This is a genomic window from Amycolatopsis sp. Hca4 (assembly GCF_013364075.1).
Classification (GTDB): Bacteria; Actinomycetota; Actinomycetes; order Mycobacteriales; family Pseudonocardiaceae; genus Amycolatopsis.
The window spans coordinates 9,157,209-9,173,167 of the sequence record NZ_CP054925.1 but is presented as its reverse complement, the minus strand read 5'-3'; the positions used below and the strand labels follow the sequence as shown (position 1 = coordinate 9,173,167).

Below are 15,959 nucleotides of genomic sequence, written 5' to 3'. Positions count from 1 at the left end.
GTGCTCCCGATCACCCCCGGGAAGCCGTGAGTTCGGCCAGCGGCCACCCGGCGGTCACCTTCAGTCCCTCCGCGGCACACATGCGGGAGGACTAATAGCCCGTGTCCGAAATCCGGGCCGTAACCCCCGAAGTCCCCGAAGTTCGCGAATGAGGAGAAACATGGCTTCGCTGTTCGCCGGCCGCCGCCGGTGGCTGGTCGCGGGCGCGCTCGGCGCCGCGCTGGTCGCCGCCGCCCCGGTCGCACTGGCCACCAACGGTTCCGACAACGCCGACGCGCGGTCGTCCGCCGGCACCGGTGATCGCACCGCCGACGTCCGCGCCGCGATCCAGGGCGGCCACGCCCGCAACGTCATCCTGTTCATCGGCGACGGCATGGGCCAGTCGGAGATCACCTCCGCCCGCAACTACGAGCGCGGCGCCGCCGGCCGGCTCGCCATGGACGAGCTGCCGCTCACCGGCGACTACACCACGTACGCCGTCGAGAAGAACAACCCGGCCAAGCCCGAGTACGTGACCGACTCGGCCGCGTCCGGCACCGGCTGGGCCACCGGCACCAAGACCTACAACGGCGCCATCTCCGTCGACGCCTACGGCAACGACGTCCCGACGATCCTGGAGATCGCCAAGCGCAACGGCCTGCGCACCGGCGACGTCACCACCGCCGAGGTCCAGGACGCGACCCCGGCCGTGCTCGGCTCGCACGTGGTCAGCCGCGACTGCAAGGGCCCGGTCGAGACGACCGCGAAGTGCGCGAAGAACGCCAAGGAGAACGGCGGCAACGGCTCGATCGCCGAGCAGCTGGTCCAGACCCATCCCGACGTCCTGCTGGGCGGCGGCGCGAAGTACTTCAACCAGACCGTGACGGCCGGCAAGTTCCAGGGCAAGACCGTCCTGGACCAGGCCAAGGCGGCCGGCTACACCGTCGTGAACACCGCGGCCGACCTGGCCGCGGCGAAGAAGGGCAAGCCGGTCCTCGGCCTGTTCGCCGACGGCAACCTGCCGGTGAACTGGACCGGCCCGGCGGCCGTGCACGGCGGCACCGCGCCGTCCCGCTGCACGCCGAACGCGAAGGTGCCCGCGACCCAGCCGAAGCTGGCCGACCAGACCCGCAAGGCCCTCGAGCTGCTGGACGACCGCCGCAGTGACAAGGGCTTCTTCCTGCAGGTCGAGGGCGCCAGCATCGACAAGCAGGACCACGCGGCCGACCCGTGCGGCCAGATCGGCGAGACGGTCGACTTCGACGCGGCCATCGCGGCCGGCGAGGCGTTCGCCCGCAGCCACCCCGACACCCTGGTGCTGGTGACCGCCGACCACGGCCACAGCAGCCAGATCGTCGAACCCACCGCCACCCCGGGCCTGACCGCGACGCTCGTCACCAACGAAGGCGCGAACATGACCCTGGCCTACGGCACGGCGGAGGCGGGCGGCTCGCAGTCGCACACCGGCACCCAGGTCCGCATCGCGGGCATGGGCCCGCAGGCGGCGAACATCGTCGGCCTGACCAACCAGACCGACCTGTTCGGCACCCTGAAGCGGGCGCTGAAGCTGCGCTGAGTGGTGGGGTGCACCCCCGGGCCGTCCCGGTGGTGCACCCCATACCCACTGGTGCCCGGTCCCCCTAGCGTGGGGAAACACCGAGACACCAGGGGGTTTTCCCATGCGGAAGTCATTGCGGGCGGTCACCGCGGGCACGCTCGTCGCGCTGCTCGCCGCCACCACCGCGGCACCGGCGCTCGCGGCCGTGAGCCCGGTCCAGGCGAAACTGGACGTGCTGACCGCCCAGGACGGCGTACCGGGGGCGGCAGCGGTGGTCCAGGACGGCAGGCGCACCCAGGTCACCCGCAGCGGCGTGGGCGACGTCGCCACCGGGAAACCGTTCCCGCGCAACGGATCGTTCCGCGCGGGCAGCGTCACCAAGACGTTCGTGGCGACGGTCGTGCTGCAGCTCGTGGCCGAGGGCCGGGTCCGCTTGGACGCGCCGGTTTCGCGCTACCTGCCGGGGCTGCTGCCGGACGGGCGCATCACCGTCCGGCAGGTGCTGCAGCACACGAGCGGGCTGTACAACTATACGGACGCGCTCGACCTGACCGACCCGGAGGCCCTGCGCCACCGCGGCGCCGAGCCGGCCGAGCTGGTCGCGCTGGCGCTGGCGCACCCGGCGCTGTTCCCGCCGGGGGCTCGCTGGTCGTACTCGAACACGAACTACATCGTGGCCGGGATGCTCGTGGAACGCGTGACCGGTCACGCGCTGGACGCGGAGATCACCCGCCGCATCACCCGCCCGCTGGGCCTGCGCGACACGTACCTCCCCCGCCGCGGCGACGAGAAACTGCCGTCCCCGCACGCGGTGGGCTACCTGCCGGTGAACGGGAAGCTGGTGGACTTCAGCGACTTCGACGCCACGATCGCCGGGGCGGCGGGTGGCCTGGTCACGACCCCGGCGGACCTGGACAGGTTCTACGGAGCGCTGCTGGGCGGCCGGCTCCTGCGCCCGGCCGAGCTGGCGGAAATGCGCCGCACGGTCCCGGCGGACCTCGGCCTCCCGGGCGCGGGCTACGGCTTGGGCCTGGGCAGCATCCCGCTGTCGTGCGGAGTGGTGTGGGGGCACGAAGGCGGCATCATCGGCTTCACGAACTTCGCGGGGGTGGGCCCGAAGGACCGGAGGGCAACGGTGGTGCTGAACGAGAACCCGACCTTGGCCGACACGAGCGAGCATCTGATCGCGGCTGTGGATGCGGCGGTCTGTTCGTAGGCCGGCGGCCCGAAATTGTCGGTGGTGGCCGGTAGCGTGGAAGACGGGGGCGCCCCCGCGGGCGTGGCGCCGATTCAGCGCGCTCCCGGGTGAAGCCCAGCCGGCGCAATCGGCCAGCGCGCCTCACGGCAGCAGGTCCAGGACCTCGGTCCACGGCCGCCGGACGTCGAGGCGGTGCAGCGTCACCCCGGCGCCCGCGAGCGTGTCGAGGTGACGCTGCCACGCCGGGTGGTGCGTACGGGTGTCGTGGATCTGGTACGCCACCACCACCGTGATTCCCGGCGCGCCCAGCACGTCACCGAGCACCGTCAACGCCTGGTTGTCCGCGATGCCGAGTGCGAGCTTGGCGACCGAGTTCGCCGACGCCGGCGCGAACAGGAACACGTCCGGGTCCGGGTGCGGCCGCGGCTCGCCGGGCAGCCGGGACACGCTGCGGACCGGCAGGTCCGTGCAGGCGGCCACCTCGGCGAGCCCGCCGGTCGCGTCGAGCCAGCGATGCGCGGCCGGCGTCAGCGTGATCGCCGGGCGCCAGCCGCGTTCGGCCGCCGGGCGGGCCAGCTCGGCGGCGAACCGGGCGTCCAGCCCGCCGCACGAGCTGGCCACCAGCCCGAGGTCCCTCACGGTTTGCGCAGCACGGCGCAGAACATCGCGTCCGTGCCGTGGCGGTGCGGCCACAGCTGGACGTACGGCCCGTCGCCGAGCTCCGGGACGCCGGGGAAGAACTCGCGCGCGTCCAGCACTTCGGCCTTCAGCCGCCGCGCCGATTCCGCGAACACGCCCTCGGTCTCCGCCAGGTGCGGCGAGCACACGACGTACGTCAGCACGCCACCCGGCCGCAGCAGCTCGTAGGCCGCGGCGATCAGCTCGCCCTGCAACTTCGTCAGGTCCGCGACGTCGGACGGCTGACGGCGCCAGCGCGCCTCCGGCCGCCGCCGGAGCGCGCCGAGGCCGCTGCACGGCGCGTCGACGAGGATCCGGTCGTACCCCGGCTCCAGGCCGCTCTCGCGCCCGTCGGCGACGCGCACCTTCACCGGCAACCCGCTCGTGGCCTTCTCGACGAGCTTCGCGCGGTGCGGCGCCTTCTCGACCGCGTCGACGGTCGCCCCGCTCAACGCGGCCAGCGCGCCGAGCAGCGCCGCCTTGCCGCCGGGGCCGGCGCACAGGTCGAGCCAGCGCTCGTCGGTGCCCTCGAGCGGCACCTTCGTCGCGGCGATCGCGCAGAGCTGGCTGCCCTCGTCCTGGACCGCGGCCAGCCGCTCGCGGACCGGCTCGGCGTCGGCCGGGTCGCCGGCGCCGGCGGGCAGGCGCACGCCGTAGGGCGAGTACGGCGCCGGGTCGCCGCCGGTGATCGCGGCGAGCTCGTCCGCGCTGATCTCGCCCGGACGGGCGACCAGGTGCACCTCGGGGCGCGCGTCGTCGGCTTCCAGCGCGGCCTTGAGGACGGCGCCCTTGTCACCCAGCGCTTCGGCGAACGAGCGAGCGATCCAGCGCGGGTGCGCGGTCCGCAGCGCGTAGGCGCCGATCGGGTCGGCCGCCTCGTCCGGCGCCAGCTCGTCGAGCCACGCCGCTTCGTCCTTTTCGGACACCTTGCGCAGGATGGCGTTCGCGAAACCCGTCGCCCACGAACCGGCTTCCGCGCGCACGAGGTCCACTGTGGACGTCACCGCGGCGTGCTCGGGGATGCGCGTGCGCAGCAGCTGGTAGACGCCGAGGCGCAGCGCGTCGAGCACCGCCGGGTCGGTCTGCTTGAGCGGGCGCTCGGCGCAGGACTCGATGATCGCGTCGAGCAGGCCTTGCGCCCGCGACGTGCCGTACGCGAGTTCTGTGGCCAGCGCCGCGTCCCGGCCGGTGATCCGCCGCTCGCGCAGCAGGTCCGGCAGGACGAGGTTGGCGTAGGCGTCCTTCGTCCGGACGGCGGCGAGGACGTCGAACGCGGCCTGCCGGGCCGGATCGACCTCCGGCGGGCGGCGCGGCCCTTCCTTGCGCGGTGCCGGACGGCCCCGCTGGGGCCGTGACGGACGTCGTTCCCTGTGGTCGTTCACCGGAGGCGCTCTCCCTGGTCGATCCTCGTACCGCGCGCCCAGTCGGTGGCCGCCATCCGTTTCTTGCCGGGTGCCTGGACTTCGCCGAGCCGCAGCGGCTTGGTCGCCGTTCCGACCAGCACCCGTTTGCGCTCGACCACGATCTCGCCCGGCGGCGGGCCGGGTTCGTCGAGCACCGTGACCGGGCCGAGCTTGAAGCGTTCCCCGCGGAACTCCGCCCAGGCGCCCGGGTCCGGGCTGACCGACCGGATCTGCCGGTCGACGGCGGAGGCGGGGTCGGCGAAGGACACCCGCGCGTCGTCGACGGTCACCTTCGGCGCGTAGCTGACGCCTTCGGCGGGCTGCTCGCGCGCGACGAGGCTGCCGTCGGCCAGACCGTCCATGGTGGACAGCAGCAGCTTGGCGCCGGATTCCGCGAGCCGCCCGAGCAGCGCGCCGGCGGTGTCGGTGGCCCCGATCGCCTCGGTGACGACGCCGAAGACCGGGCCGGCGTCGAGTTCCTTGACGATCCGGAAGGTGGAGGCGCCGGTGATCTCGTCGCCGGCGCGGATCGCGGCCTGCACGGGCGCGGCGCCCCGCCACGCGGGCAGCAGCGAGAAGTGCAGGTTCACCCAGCCGAGCCGCGGGATGTCGAGGGCGGCCTGCGGCAGCAGCGCCCCGTAGGCGACGACCGGGCAGGCATCCGGCGCGAGCTCGGTCAGCCGCGCGAGGAAGGCGGGGTCACCGGCGCGCGCGGGGGTGAGGACCTCGATGCCGTGTGCATCGGCAAGGGCACCGACGGGCGACCGCACGACGCGGCGGCCACGCCCGGCCTGCGCATCGGGCCGCGTGACGACGGCGACGACCTCGTGCCGCCCGGAATCGAGCAGGGCACGCAGGGCGGGGACCGCCGGATCGGGAGTGCCGGCGAAGACGAGCTTCATCGGGCCTCCCCCGGCGGAAGCGGGGTTTCAGGTGGCTGGAACATCGTGGCCGAGTCTAGAAGGCCCGCCTCGACGGGGCGCGCCAGTGCCCCGATGTGCCGGTCGGCGGCTCGGGCGGGTTGTCCACGATTTGATCGCGATGTGGACAACCCGGCCGTCAGCGGGGGCTTTCCCGGCTTTTTGTCGGCGGCGCTCGATACGCTGGCCCCGGGGGGCGCCCCGGGCGCGGGCGCGGGTTCGGTGACCACAAGCTTCACTGATCAACCCCGGCACTCCCGACTCAAGCCGCGCTCCCCCGCAGCTCGGGGCTGGTTGTCCACGACTTCATCGTGATGTGGACAACCAGGCCGTCAACGCGAGCTGTCCCGGCTTTTTGTCGGCCGCGCTCGATACGCTGGACCCGGGGGGCGCCCCCGGGGCCGACCTGAGCGGCTCAGCCCGCCAGGCGGGGCGGCGGAAGCCTCGGCCAGCTCAGCGACAGCCCAAGTGGCCGGCCCGCCTCACACCAGGCAAGGCGGGCCAAGCCACCCGCCTACCAGTTCGCCGGCCAAACCACCTGCGCCGCACCCTGACCCCGCCGCACCGGCTCGGCCGCCGCCAGCCAGCGGCCGTCGCGCAGCCGCTCCACTCCCGTCGCCGCTCCGATCTCCGCCGGCGCCGTGGAGAACCCCTGGCCGCGAGCCTTCAGCTCCGCCGTCTCCGGCTGGTCCAAGAACGCCTGCTCCACCTGCGCCGCCGCCGAGTTGCGCTGCGATGCCCGCGGGGCCGCGATCGCGTTCTCCAAGGTCAACCCGCGGTCGAGGCGGCCGAGGAGCACCTGCAGCACCGTCGTGATGATCGACGCCCCGCCCGGCGATCCCGTCGCGAAGAACGGGCGGCCGTGGTCGAGGACGATCGTCGGGGCCATCGACGAGCGCGGGCGCTTGCCCGGGCCCGGCAGGTTCGGGTCCGGCACTCCCGGCGTCACCGGCGTGAACGAGAAGTCCGTCAGCTCGTTGTTCAGCAGGAACCCGCGGCCCGGCACGACGATGCCGCTGCCACCCTCCTGCTCGATCGTCAGCGTGTAGGCGACGACGTTGCCCCACTTGTCCGCCACCGTCAGGTGCGTGGTGTTCTCCCCCTCGTACGGAGTCGGCGCCGCCGCGGAACCGGCAGCGCACGGCGCCGGGTGGCGGGGGTCGGCCGGGGCGACCGGGCTGGTCGCCGCCTTGTCCTTCGAGATCAGGCACGCCCGGGAGTCGGCGAACCGCTGGCTCAGCAGCTCGCGCGCCGGGACGTCGACGAACGCCGGGTCGCCGATCCAGCGGTTGCGGTCGGCGAAGGCGAAGCGGGTCGACTCCAGGAAGTACTGCAGGTAGTCGGCCTTCGAGGCGTGCTTCAGGTCGAAGTTCTCGAGGATGTTGAGCGCTTCGCCGACCGTCAGCCCGCCCGACGACGGTGCCGGCATGCCGTAGACGTCGAGACCCTCGTACCGCGCGTGGGTCGGGTCGCGCTCGATGGCGCGGTAGGCGGCGAGGTCGCCGGTGGTCAGCTTGCCGGGCCGGACGTTCAGCGTCGACGCCGGGTCGACCGGCGGCTTCTGCACCGTCTTGGCGATGTCCACGCCGATCGGGCCGCGGTACAGCGCGTCCACGCCGTTGCGCTCCAGCTGCGCGTACGTGCCCGCCAGGTCGGGGTTCCGGAACACCGTCCCCGGCACCGGGGGCGCGCCGCCCGGCAGGTACAGCGAGCGCGTCGACGGGAACGCCGAGAAGCGCGCCGCGTTGTTCGCGATCTGCGTCTGGAACGTCTGGTCGACGACGAAGCCGTCGCGCGCGAGCTTCTCCGCGGGCTTCAGCGACTTCGCCAGCGACCGCGTGCCCCACTTGCGCAGCGCTTCGGCCCAGGTCGCGGGCGTGCCGGGAACACCGACGCTCAAACCGCTGGTGACGGCGTCGGCGAACGGGAGCGGCTTGCCGTTCTCGAGGAACAGGTTCTCGTCGGCGGTCTTCGGCGCGGTCTCGCGGCCGTCCAGGGTGTGCACGCGGTGGGTCTTGGCGTCGTAGTAGACGAAGAACCCGCCGCCGCCGATCCCGGCGGAGAACGGGTCGGTGACGCCGAGCGCGGCGGCGACCGCGACGGCCGCGTCGACGGCGTTCCCGCCGTCGCGCAGGACCTGCGTGCCGATCGCGGTGGCATCGGCGTCGATGCTGGCCACGGCACCCCCGTAGCCGACGGCGACCGGCGACTTCGGCGTGGGTGTGGCGGCGGTGGCGGGCACGGCGGCACCGGCGGTGAGCGCGGCGGCGACGGCCAGGACGAGCGTGGTGCGGCTCCAGTGCGCGGGCATGCGGGCGAGTCTGCCTCGTGCCTCGCCCCGCTACAAGACGCCAAGGGGGCCGATACACCCCTATTGTCAGCTTTTCACATGATTCAGGGGTTCGGGAAATTAAATCACATGGAGCAGTGACGTTCCGGTTCTCGCTGTAACACAATCGTGCGGCGCGGCCTGCACACCGCGCATCGCGAGGGCAACCGGAAGGAACAACCGAAGATGACTGCACCAAGACGGATCCGGCACCGCTTGCTCGGCGCCGCGCTCACGATCTCGACCGCCCTGCTGGTGGTGACCGCCGGCACCGCCGGCGCCGCGCCGGAGACCGGCAACCACGAGATGGGTGCCTCGATCCGCGCCCACGACGGAGTGGCCCCGGCCGGGCTGGCGCCGGCGGCGGTGGACTCGAGCGTCCCCGGCATCGACGTGAGCTCTTACCAGGGCAACGTCAACTGGGCGTCGTACTGGAGCGCGGGCAAGAAGTTCGCCTACGTCAAGGCGACCGAGGGCACCGGCTACCAGAACGCGTACTTCAGCCAGCAGTACACCGGGTCGTACAACGTCGGCATGATCCGCGGCGCGTACCACTACGGCCGCCCGGACCTTTCGGGCGGCGCGGCGCAGGCGGACTACTTCGTCGCCCACGGCGGCGGCTGGTCGAAGGACGGCAAGACGCTGCCGGGCACGCTCGACATCGAGTGGGGCCCGAACAACGCCTGCTACGGCAAGACGGCGTCCCAGATGGTGGCCTGGATCAAGGCGTTCAGCGACGAGTACCACGCGAAGACGACCCGCTGGCCGGTGATCTACACGGCGACGAGCTGGTGGAGCCAGTGCACCGGCAACACGGGCGACTTCAGCTCGACGAACCCGCTGTGGGTGGCGCGCTACGCGTCGTCGGTGGGGACACTGCCGTACCACTGGGGCTTCTACACGTTCTGGCAGTACAGCTCCTCACCGATCGACCAGGACACGTTCAGCGCGGACATCACGCGCCTGAAGGTGCTGGCGACCGGCTGACGTTCACGGTTGGGAGCGCGTCCTGCCACGCGCTCCCAACCGTGAACACCATTGTGCACACGACAAGTAAGCGGTATATCACCTCTCGTGACACGTGGGTTTCGTGCGCTGCTCGGCGAGAACCGCTGGACCTTGCTGCTGGAGTCCGGCGTCAACCGTGTCTACCCGCCGGGGAGTCGTGTTTTCCAGCAAGGCGAACCCGGATCCGCGGTTCTGGCCCTGGTTTCCGGTCGGGTCAAGGTCCTCGGCGCGGAACCGGACGGCGGGCAGCTGCTGATCACCCTGCGCGGCGCGGGAGACCTCCTCGGCGAGGTCGCAGCCCGCAGGCTGTCGCGGCGGACAGCCAGTGTCGAAACGATCGACACCTGCACGGCCCGCGTGTTGTCCACCGACCGGTTCAACGCTTTCCTCAGCCGGCATGACGGACACTCGGTCCTCACGGACTACGTCGTGACCAAACTTTCCCAGACGGTCCCCTACCAGGTCGAACTCGTTCATTTCACCCCCGAACGGAAGATCGCCCGGCTGCTGCTCGAAGTCGTGACACTCGCCGACCAGGCGGCGACGCACCCGAATCGGGTGCCGTTTTCGCAACAGGAGATCGCCGAAGCCCTCGGGCTCGCCCGCAGCACCGTCGCCCTCCACCTCCAACGGCTCCGGAAGCTCGGCGCACTCCGGTCCGGGCGCAGGCTCGAGGTGTCCGACCTCGACGCACTCAAAGAGTCTGCTGGAGTGTGATGCGCGCCACAACTCGCGTTGTCCGATGCCGGACAATATCGGCGCCGGATTCGCACCATCCTCATCTTCGCCGACCGACGATGAGGAGATCTCGTGAAGCCCACAGAACTTCCGCCTTACCGAGCCCTGCTCGCGGTGGACATCCGCGACTTCAGCGGCGTCCTGGCCAAGGACCACGCCCCGGTCACCGATGCGATTCCCACGATCCTCCGATCGGCTTTCCAGCGCTGCGGTCAAGGCGACGCTTGGCGTGAGCAGCGGTTCGGCTTCAGCACGGGTGATGGCTACGCCGTCGGCCTGCCGTCCGCGGTGCTCCCCTTCCTGCTGAATCCCTTTCTGCCGGCTCTGCAGGAAGAGCTCGTGTACCGCAGCGACGTGGGCGCCGATCCGGTTCCGCTGCGCATGCGGGTCAGTGTCCACATCGGACCTGTCACGGACTCCGGCACCAACTTGCTCAGCGAAGGGAGCGGAACGGCACGCATCGAGGCGCACCGGTTGCTCGATGCCGCACCAGTGCGAGAACTCCTCAACCGCTCGGGACCGATGACCCGCGTGGCGGCCATCGTGTCGGAGCAGGTGTACCGCGATGCCGTCCTGTCGGGGTACGCCGCCGACGCACCTGAGCATTACGTTCCCGTTCCGGTCGAGGTGAAGAAGCACCGCGGCACCGGTTACCTCCGCGTACCCGCTCCCAGCGGTCACCTTCTTCGCGACGGCTTCCTTCCTCGGGTCGCCGGGCCGACGGGCACGGATCCGGAACAGCCGCAGGAGGAGCCGCCTCAGCCGGGCCGCGGATCGCAGTACTCCGTCAACACCGGCGGCGGGCCGGGCTTCCTCCACGGCGGCACCGGCGATCAGAACTACCACGCCCCGGCGTCTCGAGACGATCAGCGCCGGCCATGACCACGTCGGAAAACACCGTCAACACCGGTGGTGGCGCCGGCTTCCTGCACAGTGGATCCGGGCCACAGCACATCACGATCTACGGGACGGGAGTGCGGCCCCGGCGTGCCGACCGGTTCGTGTCCGCCGACTACGTCGCCTGGCTTGCCAAACGGTTCGTCGGGCCCGACGCGCTTTTCGACGGGCGACGCACGATCGTCGTCACCGGCGCGGACGGCGCCGGGCGCCGGAGTGCGGCGCTGATGGCTCTGACCGAGAACGCGACACTGGACACCGGACGTCTGCGTGAACTTCCCGACCGCTCCGAAGACGACGAGGAGCCGCCCCTCAGCCCGGCCGAGATCCGCCCCGGCGAGCGGCTGTTGCTCGACTTGACCGGCACGGACGACCAGGACGTCCGGGGAATCCGCCGTGACCTGGAGGCTTTCCGGCACGCCGTCGACGACCAAGACGCCCGGCTTGCCGTCGTCGTACGAATTGATCAGCGGGCCCTGTTGCCGGAGTGGAACGCGGGCATGTTCAAGTCCATCGAGCGCCCATCCGGCCCAGCTGTTTTCGAGGCCCACCTGTCGGCGGAGAACATTCCGCTCTCGTCCACGTTCGAGGTGGCCGAAGACCTCCGGCTTTACCTGGCCGGTTCTCCACTTCGAGAGGTCGCAGACCTCGCCGCCCTGACCGCCGAAGCGGCACGACGTGGCGCGCACGGCACCTCACTCGCCGACTGGACGCGCGAGGCGGTAGCGGCCCACGCCGGTCGCGGCGACGAAGCTGCGTTGCTGTTCCGCGAACACCAGGATCCCGCGCTGCGCACGCTGCTGGTGGTTTCGGCCTTCCTACCCGGTGCGTCCCTGGACGCGATGGTGGCTGCGGAAAACGCCTTCACCGCGATCGTGAAGCCGCCAGTGGAGGAAAAGCACGGTCTGACGGGCAGCTACCTGGCGGAGCGGATGGCGAAAGTACGGCTGCACGTGGACGGTCGTCGAGACGTCGCGTTCACGCAGCTGGCTCTCGACAAGGCTGTACGAGCCCACTTCTGGACCTACTTCCCCGACTTGCGCGGCCAGTTGTCCGAATGGGTGGCGCACGTGGCACCCAGCCTCGAACACGCCGTCGCCGCGGGGCTGGTCGACCATTTCGCCGAGCAGGTTCTGGTAACCGGACCGCTCGAGGCGTCCTACACTCTGGCCCGGCACTGGTCGACGGACATCGGGTCACGACCTCTTGCGCTCCGGATGCTCGATACCGGCCTGCAAGACGACTCGCGAGCGCCGGAGTTCCGACGTTTCGTCTACGAGTGCGCGCGAAAGCCCTCCACCCCGGCGGGCTTTGCGACCGTGATGATCGAGGCCTGTACCGCGACCATATCCCCGGCGCGCCCGACTCAAGCGCTGGTGCGCTTGCACTACTTCACGCGCAACAGCGACGAAGCGGTGCGCACTCTCGCGCGCGAACGCCTGCTCGACCTCGTTCACCGGCGGGGTTTCGAACGGTGGCTCATCCATCGGCTGGCAACCACCGGCCCGCACCCCGCCGACCGTGCGATTCTGCTCGAACTGCGGGTTCCGCGAAGTTTGGCAGCAGGAGAAAGAACGCGTGAACGCCTGCGATCGCTCTGGCGACCGCTGGTTTCGGATGGCTTCGCCGCATTACCGGAGGGCCCGGTCCAGGCTTGGCTCGCGGATCACCCGCTCCTGCTCGTCGAGGCCTGCGACGGACAAGTACGCCTGCTCAGGCGGCTCTACAAGTTCGCCTGCGATTCAGTCGCCCGAGCCACGAACGAAGAAGCTCGCCAAATGACCGTGCAGTGCGCACTCACGCTGCAACACCACATCGACCTGCGCATGACTGCCGAACGCCGAGGAGAAGCATGAACCGGAACACGACCGAATCGATCGTCGGCAGCGTCGCCGCATTGCTCGTTTCCCTGTGCGTCGGGCTCGTTGCGGGTTGGCCGTTGTGGGTCACGGGCCTGTTCATGGCGGCCGCGGCCGGCGGCACGCTCTTCGTCTTGCACAGCCGGCACTACCGCCGCGGCCAAGCCGAACTCCGCATCGCCGCCGAGCAACGACGGCGGATGGCGGCCGAGCAGGCGCCCCCGCCACCGCCTCCCCCGGCTCCCACGCCACCGAGTTGCGAAGTTTCCTCGGGATCATTGCCCAGCTCAATGGACGGTATCCCCTTTGCGTTCTCCTGCCGGGTCCACTGGCTCGTAGCTCCCAACCGGCCGCTCGACGGACACGCCAACCCGGCCGCCCTGGCTGCCGCGGCCGTGGTGCACCGAGCCCGCCAGATCAGCCAGTCGCACCACCCCGAAGACGACACCGTCCTTCATGCCTTGGCGGCTTCGCTCGGCCAGGCCGCCACCAGTCCCGACGGTTTCCTGTCCGTCTGGGCGACCGAGGTGAGGGTCGAGGTCAGCAAGCACCACCGCGAACACCTTCTGAAGCTTGCCGATCTACGCCGGGAGCAACAGGTGCAGGAGCGGCGCATCGAGCGTGAGCGCATGGTGCGCGCCTACCTGGGCGACGAGGTCCTGACCAGTGTCGGCAGCACGGTCGTGTGGTGGCTGGCGCGTAACGACAAGAACGTGCGCGAGACAGTCGACCTCATCGGCACACTGGCCCAGTTGTCCGCCGCCGCCAACGACGCGGAAGTGGACGAGCTGTTCAAGCATCTCCTCCCTGAGAACGCGCGCATGCCCGCGGCCCCGACACCCGACTGGTTCGCACCGTCGCCAACCCCACCCGAGCCGACCGTCACAGCCGACAGCGTCGAGCCGATGACCGAACCCCGAGCGGAGCACGCTGACCTGCTGCCCGACCCGGACGACGCCGAGAACGGCCTGTTCGGCCACCAGCTCGCCGACCTCGTCGACCAGCACGGCTATCCGGAGAAGGCCCGGCAAGTACGCGAGCGGTACCGGACGGTCGACGCAGTCGGCTCAGCAAACGGACAAGACCCGAGCGCGGAGGACAGCCTCGTCCCCGGCGAACAGGCACCGTCCGATCCTGAGGACACCCGCGACTGGGGAGCCGGCGGCTAGATGAGGTCCAGCGGGTCCAGCTGGATGCGGATCGGTTCGGTGGCCTTCCGGGCGTCCCGGCGGGCCGCCGCCGCGTGGATCGATGCGGCCAGTGCCTTGCCCTCCGCGCGCGACACGCGCACCAGTGCCCGCTCGCGGTCCGCGTTGCCCTCTTCGTCGACCTCGCCGATCGGGACCGGGCCCAGTACCTCGCCCGACGGTGGCAGCGGCAGGTCCTCCAGCAGGGCGGCCACCGCGTCCGGGCTGCCCTCCACGCTCGCCATCCGCATCGCCGGCGGGAAGCCCAGCTCGCGGCGCTCCGCCAGCTCCTGGCCCGCGTGCCAGGCCGGGTCCCAGCGGACCAGGGCCTGGACCACCGCCAGGCCGGCCTCGGCGCCGACGATCACGCGGCCGCCGGCGGCCGCCGGGCGGACCAGGGCCGCCGCCGCCATCCAGCGGCGCAACGCCTCTTCGCCCGCGCGGAGGTCCTGGCGGCCCAGCAACGCCCAGCCGTCCAGCAACAGGGCCGCGCCGTAGCCGCCCTCCGCCACCGGCTCCGCTCCCGGCGTGCACACCACCAGTGCCGGTTTGCCCGGCACCGATTCCAGCACCTCCGCCGCCCCCGACGTGCGGACCGGGACGCCGGGGAACGCGCGGCCGAGCTCCTCCGCCGTCCGCTTCGCGCCGACGATCACCGCGCGCAGCCGGACCGAGCCGCACGCCGTGCAGCGGAACGCCGTTTCCGGGACGCCGCACCAGCGGCACGCCGGCGGCTTCGGCTGCCCGTCGAGCGAGCCGCCGGGCAGGGCCAGCGGCCCCGCGCAGCGGCGGCAGTGCGCGGGGGTCCGGCAGTTGCCGCAGGCCAGGCCGGGGACGTACCCGCGCCGCGGCACCTGGACCAGCGCCGGGAGGTCCGCCGCGAACGCCTGGCGGGCCGCTTCGAACGCCACCGCCGGCAGGCGGGCGACCCGGGCGGCCTCGTCGCGGGCGACGTCGAAGTCCTCGCCCACCGGCGTCACGCGCGGGGCGGCCGAGCGCAGGGTCGCGCGGTCCGCGAGCACCGGCGCGGCCCAGCCGGACTCGACGAGCAGCTGGGCTTCCGCCGTCCTGGCGAACCCGCCGACCAGCAGCGACGCCTTAGCGGCGTGCGCCCGGTCCATCAGGACGTCGCGCACGTGCGGGTACGGCGCGTGCTGGTCGAGGTGCAGGTCGTCGCCGTCGTCCCAGACCACGAACAGGCCAGGGTCGTGGACCGGCGCGAACATCGCCGCCCGGGTGCCGACGACCACCCGGACCGCGCCGCGCAGCACGGCCAGCCAGCGCCGGTACCGCTCGGCGGGCCCGAGGCCGGCGATCAGCGCCACCACGGCGTCCTCGCCGACGACCGCCGCGCAGGCCGCGTGCACCCGGGTCAGGTCGCGGTGGTCCGGCACCACCAGCACCGCGCCGCGCCCGGCGGCCGCCACCGCGCCGGCGGCCTCGGCGAGCCGGCGGGGCCAGTCCTCGCCCGGCAGGGCCTGCCAGACGGCGTTCGCGGGCTTGGCCTCGGCGAGGGCCTCCAGGAACGCCGGGCCACGCTGGTAGCGCGCCCAGGCCGCGGTGTCCGGCGGCTCCGGGACGGCCGCGGGCGGCAGCGGCGGCTCGCCTTCGGCCTTGGCGTGCCGCGGCGGGATCGCCAGCCGCAGGACGTCGGACAGCGTGCCGCCGTAGCGGTCCGCGACCGCGCGGCACACCGCGTGCAGCGACGGCGGCAGCACCGCCTCCGGCGACGTCACGCGGTCGAGGAAGGCCAGCTTGCTGCCGTAGTCGCTGGTTTCGCCGCGCTCGACCAGGTAGCCGTCGACCAGCTGCCCGGCGAACCGGACGCGGACCCGGCAGCCCGGCACGGCGGTCTCGTGCAGCTTCTCCGGCACGAGGTAGTCGAAGGTGCGGTCCAGGTGGGCCAGCGGGATGTCGACGACGACCCGCGCGACGGGCCGCTCGGCCGCGGGCGACTGCGCCCCCTTCGGCTTCTCCCCCGGCTTCTTCCGGGCACGCGAGGGGGCCGCCTTCGGCGAAGGCGGCGTCTCCGGGAGCTCCCAGAGGGCGGCGGGCTCGGAACTGCTCACGCCGTGATCTCTACCAGACCCCACCGACAGCCGGACCGGAGAGGCAGCTCGCGTGCCCCGAGGGGCATCACCCGTGATTGCCGGGGCATCACACGTGATTGGCGAGGCATCACGCGAAATTCGCGGGCACACGAGG

The 15,959-nt window shown here is 71.9% G+C and carries 12 protein-coding genes; 7 read left to right on the top strand and 5 right to left on the bottom strand.

Going from position 1 to position 15,959, the window contains the following annotated elements; genetic code table 11:
- The first annotated feature begins 160 nt into the window (after window positions 1-160).
- Window positions 161-1,555, top strand: a complete 1,395-nt coding sequence (gene phoA / locus HUT10_RS41815; RefSeq protein ID WP_176176247.1) for an alkaline phosphatase — start codon at window positions 161-163, stop codon at window positions 1,553-1,555.
- Window positions 1,556-1,658: 103 nt separating this feature from the next.
- Window positions 1,659-2,753 carry a serine hydrolase gene (locus HUT10_RS41810; protein ID WP_254897255.1) on the top strand — a complete coding sequence of 365 codons (1,095 nt, stop codon included), beginning with the start codon at window positions 1,659-1,661 and terminating at the stop codon, window positions 2,751-2,753.
- A gap of 123 nt (window positions 2,754-2,876) precedes the next feature.
- Here the strand turns inward: HUT10_RS41810 and HUT10_RS41805 are convergent, their stop codons facing one another.
- From HUT10_RS41805 to ggt, 4 genes are all read right to left on the bottom strand, one after another.
- The gene (locus tag HUT10_RS41805) at window positions 2,877-3,374 is read right to left on the bottom strand and encodes a flavoprotein (protein WP_176176246.1); all 498 of its coding nucleotides are present in this window, start codon (window positions 3,372-3,374) and stop codon (window positions 2,877-2,879) included.
- A complete protein-coding gene (locus HUT10_RS41800; protein WP_176176245.1) occupies window positions 3,371-4,795 on the bottom strand; it encodes an RsmB/NOP family class I SAM-dependent RNA methyltransferase in 1,425 nt (474 codons plus the stop codon). The genes HUT10_RS41805 and HUT10_RS41800 overlap by 4 nt, the downstream gene beginning before the upstream one ends.
- Window positions 4,792-5,718 (bottom strand): methionyl-tRNA formyltransferase, encoded by a 927-nt coding sequence (fmt, locus tag HUT10_RS41795; RefSeq protein ID WP_176176244.1) that lies wholly within the window; start codon window positions 5,716-5,718, stop codon window positions 4,792-4,794. Before fmt ends, HUT10_RS41800 begins: the two co-directional genes overlap by 4 nt.
- Before the next feature lie 532 nt (window positions 5,719-6,250).
- The gene (gene ggt, locus HUT10_RS41790; RefSeq protein WP_176176243.1) at window positions 6,251-8,047 is read right to left on the bottom strand and encodes a gamma-glutamyltransferase; all 1,797 of its coding nucleotides are present in this window, start codon (window positions 8,045-8,047) and stop codon (window positions 6,251-6,253) included.
- 204 nt (window positions 8,048-8,251) lie between these two features.
- On the opposite strand from ggt, the gene HUT10_RS41785 reads away from it, so the two are divergent.
- From HUT10_RS41785 to HUT10_RS41765, 5 genes are all read left to right on the top strand, one after another.
- On the top strand, window positions 8,252-9,052 hold the full coding sequence (locus HUT10_RS41785; RefSeq protein WP_176176242.1) for a lysozyme: 801 nt from the start codon (window positions 8,252-8,254) through the stop codon (window positions 9,050-9,052).
- 132 nt (window positions 9,053-9,184) lie between these two features.
- Window positions 9,185-9,790: a Crp/Fnr family transcriptional regulator gene (locus HUT10_RS41780; protein ID WP_176176241.1), complete on the top strand. Its 606-nt coding sequence runs from the start codon at window positions 9,185-9,187 to the stop codon at window positions 9,788-9,790.
- A 93-nt stretch (window positions 9,791-9,883) separates the two neighbouring features.
- Entirely contained in the window at window positions 9,884-10,693 is an 810-nt protein-coding gene (locus tag HUT10_RS41775) for a hypothetical protein (RefSeq protein WP_176176240.1), read from the top strand.
- Window positions 10,690-12,564, top strand: a complete 1,875-nt coding sequence (locus tag HUT10_RS41770; protein ID WP_176176239.1) for a hypothetical protein — start codon at window positions 10,690-10,692, stop codon at window positions 12,562-12,564. The genes HUT10_RS41775 and HUT10_RS41770 overlap by 4 nt, the downstream gene beginning before the upstream one ends.
- Window positions 12,561-13,736 (top strand): hypothetical protein, encoded by a 1,176-nt coding sequence (locus HUT10_RS41765; protein WP_176176238.1) that lies wholly within the window; start codon window positions 12,561-12,563, stop codon window positions 13,734-13,736. The genes HUT10_RS41770 and HUT10_RS41765 overlap by 4 nt, the downstream gene beginning before the upstream one ends.
- Here HUT10_RS41765 and HUT10_RS41760 read toward each other — a convergent pair.
- Window positions 13,733-15,823 (bottom strand): primosomal protein N', encoded by a 2,091-nt coding sequence (locus tag HUT10_RS41760; protein WP_176176237.1) that lies wholly within the window; start codon window positions 15,821-15,823, stop codon window positions 13,733-13,735. The two genes, HUT10_RS41765 and HUT10_RS41760, sit on opposite strands and share 4 nt — an antisense overlap.
- Window positions 15,824-15,959 lie beyond the last annotated feature (136 nt).

Bases quoted from the DNA above. Each gene is read 5' to 3' on its own strand.
- HUT10_RS41765 (WP_176176238.1), top strand. From the start codon at position 12,561: ATGAACCGGAACACGACCGAATCGATCGTCGGCAGCGTCGCCGCATTG.
- HUT10_RS41785 (WP_176176242.1), top strand. From the start codon at position 8,252: ATGACTGCACCAAGACGGATCCGGCACCGCTTGCTCGGCGCCGCGCTC.
- HUT10_RS41810 (WP_254897255.1), top strand. From the start codon at position 1,659: ATGCGGAAGTCATTGCGGGCGGTCACCGCGGGCACGCTCGTCGCGCTG.
- HUT10_RS41770 (WP_176176239.1), top strand. From the start codon at position 10,690: ATGACCACGTCGGAAAACACCGTCAACACCGGTGGTGGCGCCGGCTTC.
- fmt (WP_176176244.1), bottom strand. From the start codon at position 5,718: ATGAAGCTCGTCTTCGCCGGCACTCCCGATCCGGCGGTCCCCGCCCTG.
- phoA (WP_176176247.1), top strand. From the start codon at position 161: ATGGCTTCGCTGTTCGCCGGCCGCCGCCGGTGGCTGGTCGCGGGCGCG.
- ggt (WP_176176243.1), bottom strand. From the start codon at position 8,047: ATGCCCGCGCACTGGAGCCGCACCACGCTCGTCCTGGCCGTCGCCGCC.